General features: G+C 42.8%; 7 protein-coding genes. All 7 read left to right on the top strand.

The genetic code is table 11. The features are described from left to right. Nucleotides 1–310: 310 nt before the first annotated feature. Nucleotides 311–748 carry a division/cell wall cluster transcriptional repressor MraZ gene (mraZ, locus tag M3200_RS03405; protein WP_022382133.1) on the top strand — a complete coding sequence of 146 codons (438 nt, stop codon included), beginning with the start codon at nucleotides 311–313 and terminating at the stop codon, nucleotides 746–748. Nucleotides 749–770: 22 nt separating this feature from the next. After that, a complete protein-coding gene (rsmH, locus tag M3200_RS03400) occupies nucleotides 771–1,712 on the top strand; it encodes a 16S rRNA (cytosine(1402)-N(4))-methyltransferase RsmH (RefSeq protein ID WP_022382132.1) in 942 nt (313 codons plus the stop codon). 52 nt (nucleotides 1,713–1,764) lie between these two features. Continuing rightward, the gene (locus M3200_RS03395) at nucleotides 1,765–2,157 is read left to right on the top strand and encodes an FtsB/FtsL family cell division protein (protein WP_022382131.1); all 393 of its coding nucleotides are present in this window, start codon (nucleotides 1,765–1,767) and stop codon (nucleotides 2,155–2,157) included. Nucleotides 2,158–2,337: 180 nt separating this feature from the next. Then, the gene (locus M3200_RS03390) at nucleotides 2,338–3,843 is read left to right on the top strand and encodes a UDP-N-acetylmuramoyl-L-alanyl-D-glutamate--2,6-diaminopimelate ligase (RefSeq protein ID WP_022382130.1); all 1,506 of its coding nucleotides are present in this window, start codon (nucleotides 2,338–2,340) and stop codon (nucleotides 3,841–3,843) included. Next, nucleotides 3,840–5,222 (top strand): UDP-N-acetylmuramoyl-tripeptide--D-alanyl-D-alanine ligase, encoded by a 1,383-nt coding sequence (locus M3200_RS03385; protein WP_022382129.1) that lies wholly within the window; start codon nucleotides 3,840–3,842, stop codon nucleotides 5,220–5,222. The genes M3200_RS03390 and M3200_RS03385 overlap by 4 nt, the downstream gene beginning before the upstream one ends. After that, nucleotides 5,222–6,193: a phospho-N-acetylmuramoyl-pentapeptide-transferase gene (mraY, locus tag M3200_RS03380; RefSeq protein WP_022382128.1), complete on the top strand. Its 972-nt coding sequence runs from the start codon at nucleotides 5,222–5,224 to the stop codon at nucleotides 6,191–6,193. The genes M3200_RS03385 and mraY overlap by 1 nt, the downstream gene beginning before the upstream one ends. Before the next feature lie 172 nt (nucleotides 6,194–6,365). Continuing rightward, nucleotides 6,366–7,166: UDP-N-acetylmuramoyl-L-alanine--D-glutamate ligase (gene murD, locus M3200_RS03375; RefSeq protein WP_288178111.1), on the top strand; the 801-nt coding region annotated here is incomplete at its 3' end.

Genomic DNA, 7,166 nt, shown 5'->3' with positions numbered 1-7,166 from the left:
AAATGATTAACCATTTTGTCACAGCCCCTTTTTTTGTGCATTTAGCCGTGAAGACGGAATTTTGATAAGGAAACCCGGAAATTAATATCAAAACTAATGATGGCACTGGTGAACTGCTTCAGGAGAAGCAGTTATTCATGCAGGTGGAAGGACCGGCGTTTGGCTTGCCCGGTAATTATTTTCTGCATGCGTCAAATGCCGCATATGATGCCGCTGTCTTATATTATTTGCATATTATGAACATTTTAATTGTGTAAAAGTGGGGATTTGTGGTAGAATGTGGGTAAATATGGGGGAGGTGGAAGAGAATATGTTCATGAATGAATACTCACATACGATTGATTCAAAAGGACGTATGATTCTTCCTACCAAATTTAGAGAAGAACTTGGCAACGTTTTTATCCTGGCCCCCGGATTGGATCAGTGCTTATGCATATATCCAAAAGAAAAATGGGATTCATTAATAGCAAAGCTGCAGAAACTCCCATTTACAAATCAGAAAGTAAGAAAAATTATGCGCCATTTGATTGGCAGAGGTACTGAAGTATCTTGTGACAGGCAGGGACGCATTTTAATTCCTTCGCATCTACGTGAATTTGCTCAGCTTAAAAAAGATGTCTGCATCATAGGAACCGGGGCAATTATAGAGATTTGGGATCCGGAATTGCTGGATGCGGACGAAAACGGAGAAGAATCTGTTGCTGAGATTGCTGATTCTTTGGATCTGCCACTGAATTTCGATCTCTAATGAAGCAGAAAAGGAGTTTATGATGGAGTTTCAACATGTTACTGTCCTGCTCAATGAGATGATCAATCTGATAGTAACAGACCCAGAGGGGATATACGTCGACTGCACTCTTGGCGGCGGCGGCCATTCGCTGGCATTGATAGAACGGCTTTCGCCAGACGGTTTTTTAATCGGGGTTGATCAGGATGAAGAGGCAATAGAAGCAGCCGGCGAAAGACTGAAAGGTGCCAAGTGCAGTGTAAAACTGGTTCATGATAATTTTTCGAATATAAATAACATATTAGATAATCTGGGGATTTCTAAAGTCAATGGTTTTGTGTTCGATCTCGGTGTATCTTCACACCAGCTCGATGACGGTTCACGTGGGTTTTCCTACATGAACAACGGCCGTCTGGATATGAGGATGAATCAGGACAATCCCTTGACTGCTTATGAAGTAGTCAATACTTACGAGCAGAGTCAGCTGAAAAAAATCATATGGGAATATGGGGAAGAGCGCTGGGCAAACAGAATCGCTGAGTTTATATGCAGATTCAGGGAAGAGAAGCCGATTGAAACGACAGAGGAACTGGTCAATATCATCAAGGCTGCCATTCCGGCAAATGCCAGACGGATAGGGCCTCATCCGGCCAAAAGAACATTTCAGGCTATTCGAATAGAAGTCAATAATGAATTAGGAATATTGAAACAGACAATGGAAGATTGTGTGGAACATCTTTTACCAGGGGGGAGATTAGGTGTTATCACATTCCAGTCACTTGAAGACAGAATTATAAAAAGAACTTTCAAAGATATGGAGAGAGGATGCATTTGTCCTCCGGATCTGCCTGTTTGTGTTTGCGGGCATAAGGCTGTTGTCAAATCGGTATCGAAGGCAATTAAGCCGTCAAAGGAAGAACTTGAACATAATCCGCGTGCAAGAAGTGCTGTTTTAAGAGTTGTTGAAAAGTTAGCGGATGAGTAATTTTCTTACGCATTGCTCTTGATGCGTTGTTTTTACGGGGGAGAGATGTACTATGTTATATCAAAATGCACAAATGGTCAGATTTGGTTATACTGCAGCTGCCGATTATTCTGTAAGTGATGCAGGTATAGGGCGCAGCAGTGAACGTGATACATTATTCTCCCTTCAGATAAAAAGAGTTTTCTATGCAGCATTGATGCTGATTATGCCGGTTGTTCTTATGCTGTTCCTCCAGGGAATCAATGCGCAGGAAGAGCATGTGATGCTTGAATCTCGCAGTGCTGTTATGGAAATGACAAAAAGCAATGCAGTTTTAAAGCTGGAAGTATCAAAACTTGAAGCTCCTGTCAGAATACAGAAGATTGCGGAATTAAATTTGGGAATGAGACTGCCTGCGCATGCACTTTACGGGCACGAGGATGGTGTTGAAGTGCGCCAGGGCTGAATACAGCAAGAGATAGTTGAAATCCCATGATAACCAAGCAATTCCAAAGGTTGCCAGGAGAGCTAAATTTAATAATCCTAGCACAATAGCGGCCTTTTAATAAGGCCGCTATTGTGCTAGGATACAATTTACGTTATTATAAAAAATAACGCTTAGCTAAAAAACAGGGGTGATTGTACTTTGAAGATTCTGAGAGATCTGATAGAGAAGACACATTGTCTTAAGATTCAAGGCGATTTAAATACTGCAGTAAGTGATATCACAGCTGATTCAAGAGAAGTAAAAAAAGGCAGCTTATTCATCTGCCTGTGCGGTGCCCATGTAAACGGGCATGATTTTGCAGCCAAAGCTGCTGCCCAGGGGGCCGTCGCAATTGTTGCTCAGGAACCGATTGATGTACCGGATGAAATCGCAGTTGTTTATGTAGAAGATACCAGGGAAGCAATGGAAGATATGGCACCATTCTTCTTTGATTATCCTTCTCGGAAAATGCGCATGATAGCTTTGACGGGAACGAACGGAAAAACGACTACAACGCATATTGCGGCTCATATACTTCACAAAGCAGGAAATAAGGTGGGAGTTATCGGCACAATACATGCTCTCATCGGAGATAAGGAAATACCGACACATAATACAACGCCGGTTGTAATCGATCTGCAGAGACTTCTCAGCATGATGGTTGATGAGCATGTGACCCATGTCTGCATGGAAGTATCATCGCATTCTCTTGTTCTGGGGAGAGTGAAAGGGTGCGAATTTGATGATGCTGTTTTTACAAACCTGACTGAGGATCATCTTGATTTCCATAAGACCATGGAAAACTACGCAAAAGCCAAGGCTATGCTCTTCGAAATGGTTTCTTCTGAGAATCAGCATAAAACTGGAAAATCTGCCTGGATCAATATTGATGATCCATATGCTCATACTATGATAGAGGCTGTTAATACAGAGGTCTGCCCGCTTCATACTTATGGTATGAATGATTCTTCGGCTGAACTTTATGCGTATGACAGCAAATTCACAGGAAAATCATCCAGATTTAAGGTGCGCTATCATGAGAATGACTATGAAGTAGAGACCCGTCTTGCAGGCAGATTCAATATTTACAACACATTAGGCGCTATTGGTGCGGCCTTGAATGAAGGCATTTCCATGGATGATGCTATTGAAGCGGTTAAAGATTTTCAGTCAGTTCCAGGCCGTTTCGAACTTATTGATGAGGGACAGTCATTTGCGGTAGTTGTCGATTACGCACATACGCCCGACGGTTTGGAGAAAATACTCGGTACGGCGCGCGAAATTACAGAGGGAAAAATTATCGCAGTATTTGGATGCGGTGGTGACCGCGACAGGATGAAGCGCCCTATTATGGGAAGCATTGCAGCAGAGCATGCTGATATTTCAATTGTGACAAGTGATAATCCAAGAACGGAAGATCCGGAGAAGATAATAGAGGATGTAGTCGTGGGAGTAGAAAAGGTAAAGAAGAATAAACCTGATCTCTATTACGAAGTCATTGCTGATCGCCGCCAGGCAATCAAGCGGGCTGTTTCACTTGCCAAAGATGACGACATTGTAATTATTGCCGGAAAAGGACATGAGGATTATCAGATTCTAAAGGACAGGACGATTCATTTTGATGATAGAGAAGAAGCACGAAACGCGCTGAAGGAAGTGAAATGATGGCTTCTTTTAAAATACAGGAACTTCTTGACGCTGCAGATGGAAAATTGATACAGAAGGGAAATGCGGATTTCGTTTCCGGGGTCAGCACAGACAGCAGAACCATTGGGGAAGGCGAACTTTTCATCGCTCTCAGAGGTGATAATTTTGATGGACATGATTATGTAAGCAAAGCGGTTTCCAGAAAAGCAGCCGCGGTAATGGTTTCTGACCTTGCACTTTTGAAAGAGTGGGGGAACTTTGTCACTGTAATCTGTGTCAAGGATACTTTATCTGCACTGTTTTCGCTTGCACATTTTCATCGTATGAGATTCTCTGTTCCTGTTGTCGGAATAACCGGTTCCAATGGAAAAACGACGACAAAGGATATGCTTTCTGCAGTATTGTCATCTGTTTATAAAATAACGTCCACGCAGAAAAATTTTAATAATGAAATCGGCTTATCACAAACTTTGTTATCCATGACAGGAGAAACTGAAGTCTGTGTGACAGAAATGGGCATGAGAGGCTTAGGCCAGATCAATCAGTTATGCTCTATTGCAAGCCCTACTATGGGTATCGTCACCAATGTAGGTACTTCCCATATCGGCATTTTGGGAAGCCAGGAAAATATTGCATTGGCTAAAAGCGAATTGATCCGTAATCTGTCGGAAGATGGAACTGCCATCTTAAATGGCGATGATCCTTTTGTGCGCCGCATGGGAACCCTCTGCAATCACGTTGTTTACTATGGATTGGGGGAAACATGCAGCGTAAGAGGGAAGGATATCGTTTATGACGGGGAATCAACCTGCTATATCTGCGTATATCTGGATAAAGAATATCCGGTCAAATTAAACTTATTAGGAATCCATAATGTATATGATTCCCTGGCAGCAGCAGCGGCCGGGCTGTCTCTTGGCGTAGACATGGATCATATCGTTGAAGCCTTGAAAAATTTCAAACCGATAGGACAGCGGCAGACCATATTGAATATTCATGGGGTCACGGTTCTGGATGATTCCTATAATGCAAATCCATTATCCATGGAGATGGCATTTTCTTCGCTTGCCCAGATGAATGCAGAACACAGGTACCTGGTACTGGGCGATATGGGCGAATTGGGAAAGTTTGAAAAGCAGCTTCATTTCAAGACGGGTGCAAAGGCTGCACAATTTTCTTTTGACGGTTTAATTACCGTCGGACCGCTCTGCCATGAGCTGGCTCGGGGCGCCAAAGAAAATGGGATGGAAAATGTTTTCAGCTTTGAATCCTGCGAGGATGCGGCAGAATGCCTTATGGATATTGTAAAACCTGGCGATGCGGTCCTTGTCAAGGGATCACATTATATGCATATGGAAGAAATACCCAAAATAATTGATAGGAGCTACATAAAGTAATGGAACAGAATTATTTGATTTATCTTCTGGAAGCTGTAGTAACAACAATCGTATTGGGGACTATCGCTATTCCTTTGTTAAAGAAATTAAAGGCCCGTCAGTCTGTCAGAGAAGAAGGGCCTAAATCACACAGGTCTAAAAACGGTACACCAACTATGGGAGGGATTTTCATGATCCTTTCTGCTGTTTTAGTCCTGCTGTTCAATAAAATTCTGGATCCAGCCGCACTTTGGCTTCTCTTTTTAACGCTGGGGCATGGAATTCTGGGCTTTTTAGATGATTTTATAAAAGCGGAGAAGAAAAGGAATCTGGGGCTGACAGCTAAGCAGAAGATGCTCGGGCAGATTATTTTGGCAGTTCTGTTTTGCTGGGGAGTCGTAGATACACTTCATCTGCCCTTCTCTATAGCTATTCCTTTCACCAATATTGATATCTATATTGGAGCATTTTACTATATCTTTGTCATACTGGTCATTGTAGGCGCATCCAATGCCGTTAATTTGACTGACGGTCTGGATGGACTGGCATCCGGTTGCTGCGTCATTGCATTTTCTGCATATGCAGTCTATTGCTATTTGAGTGGAAATAATGATTTGGGGTATTTTATCATTATTCTCGCAGGAACATGTATCGGATTCTTATTCTTCAATTACCATCCTGCGAAGATTTTCATGGGTGATACCGGATCCCTGGCCCTTGGCGGTGCCATTGCAGGTATTTCCGTTATGACGCGGACAGAGCTGTTGCTTATCTTTATCGGCTTCATTTTTGTAATTGAAGCATTATCGGTTATTATACAGGTAGCTTCCTTCCAGCTGACGGGAAAGAGGGTATTCAAGATGAGCCCGCTGCACCATCATTTCGAGCTGTCCGGATGGAGCGAAGTCCATGTAGTCTGGGCCTTCTGGCTTGTTGAAGGTATTGCTGCATGTTCAAGCCTGATATTATCTATTGCATCAAATGCTGTTTGATGTAAAATATCATATTGTCTTTAGCTTGAACGCATGGATGTATAATAAACCAGTGAGTAGAAAACATTTTCAGAGGGAGTTCGTTCTTTATCTTCTAACAGACTCTTTTTCTTGTCATGGCAGAAACTTCTGCCATCTGTAAAATGTAATGAACTATCAGGAGGAGAATTAGATGAGGAATGTTTTAATTCTTGGCGCAGGAATAAGCGGCCTGGGCGCGGCCCATGTTCTTTTAAATCATGGAGTGTCCGTATTGATTTCTGATTTGAAAGATACGATTCAGGATAAAAAAGAGAAAGAAGCTCTGTCAGAACGCGGGGCAGTTTTTGTGTTCGGAACACAGACGGAGAGTTTATTGGATGGGATAGATACTGTCGTAGTATCTCCTGTCATACCGGCTGAAAATCCCATCGTTGCAGCTGCTGTAAAAAAGAGAATTCCCGTGATCAGCGAGATAGAGCTGGCCTATCGGGTCACCAAAGCTACGATTCTGGCAATTACCGGAACAAATGGCAAGACAACAACAACAACACTTCTGGGGAGTATGATAAGCCATTCCGGGAAACCTTTTGCTCTTGCAGGAAATCTTGGAATATCACTGAGCCGTGAGGCGGAACTGGTTCCTTCTGACGGGCTCATTGCAGCTGAAGTTTCCAGTTTTCAGCTGGAATTCATAGAATCATTTAAGCCTAAGGCCGCTGTCATATTGAACATAACGCCGGATCATCTTGAACGCCATCATACAATGGAAGCCTATATTGCCGCTAAAGCGCGCATCTTTGAAAATATGGACCAGTCGGACTGCCTTCTGCTGAACGCAGAATCTCCATTGGTGTACGGATTAAAAGATGAGGCAGAAAAGCATACACATGTCTGCCTTTTGTCAACAAAGCATGAGGTAGAAGAAGGCGCATTCATGGACGGGAATACCCTCGTGATCCGCCGTAATGGCAAGGATATTCGTCTTTGCTCT

The sequence above is a fragment of the Dialister sp. CAG:357 genome (genome assembly GCF_000435155.1).
Taxonomy (GTDB): Bacteria; Bacillota; Negativicutes; order Veillonellales; family Dialisteraceae; genus Dialister; species Dialister hominis.
This window is presented reverse-complemented; position numbering and strand designations above follow the sequence as displayed.

Excerpts from the sequence above, each read along its gene's own strand:
- mraZ (WP_022382133.1), top strand. The coding sequence starts at position 311 with ATGTTCATGAATGAATACTCACATACGATTGATTCAAAAGGACGTATG.
- rsmH (WP_022382132.1), top strand. The coding sequence starts at position 771 with ATGGAGTTTCAACATGTTACTGTCCTGCTCAATGAGATGATCAATCTG.
- M3200_RS03395 (WP_022382131.1), top strand. The coding sequence starts at position 1,765 with ATGTTATATCAAAATGCACAAATGGTCAGATTTGGTTATACTGCAGCT.
- M3200_RS03385 (WP_022382129.1), top strand. The coding sequence starts at position 3,840 with ATGATGGCTTCTTTTAAAATACAGGAACTTCTTGACGCTGCAGATGGA.
- mraY (WP_022382128.1), top strand. The coding sequence starts at position 5,222 with ATGGAACAGAATTATTTGATTTATCTTCTGGAAGCTGTAGTAACAACA.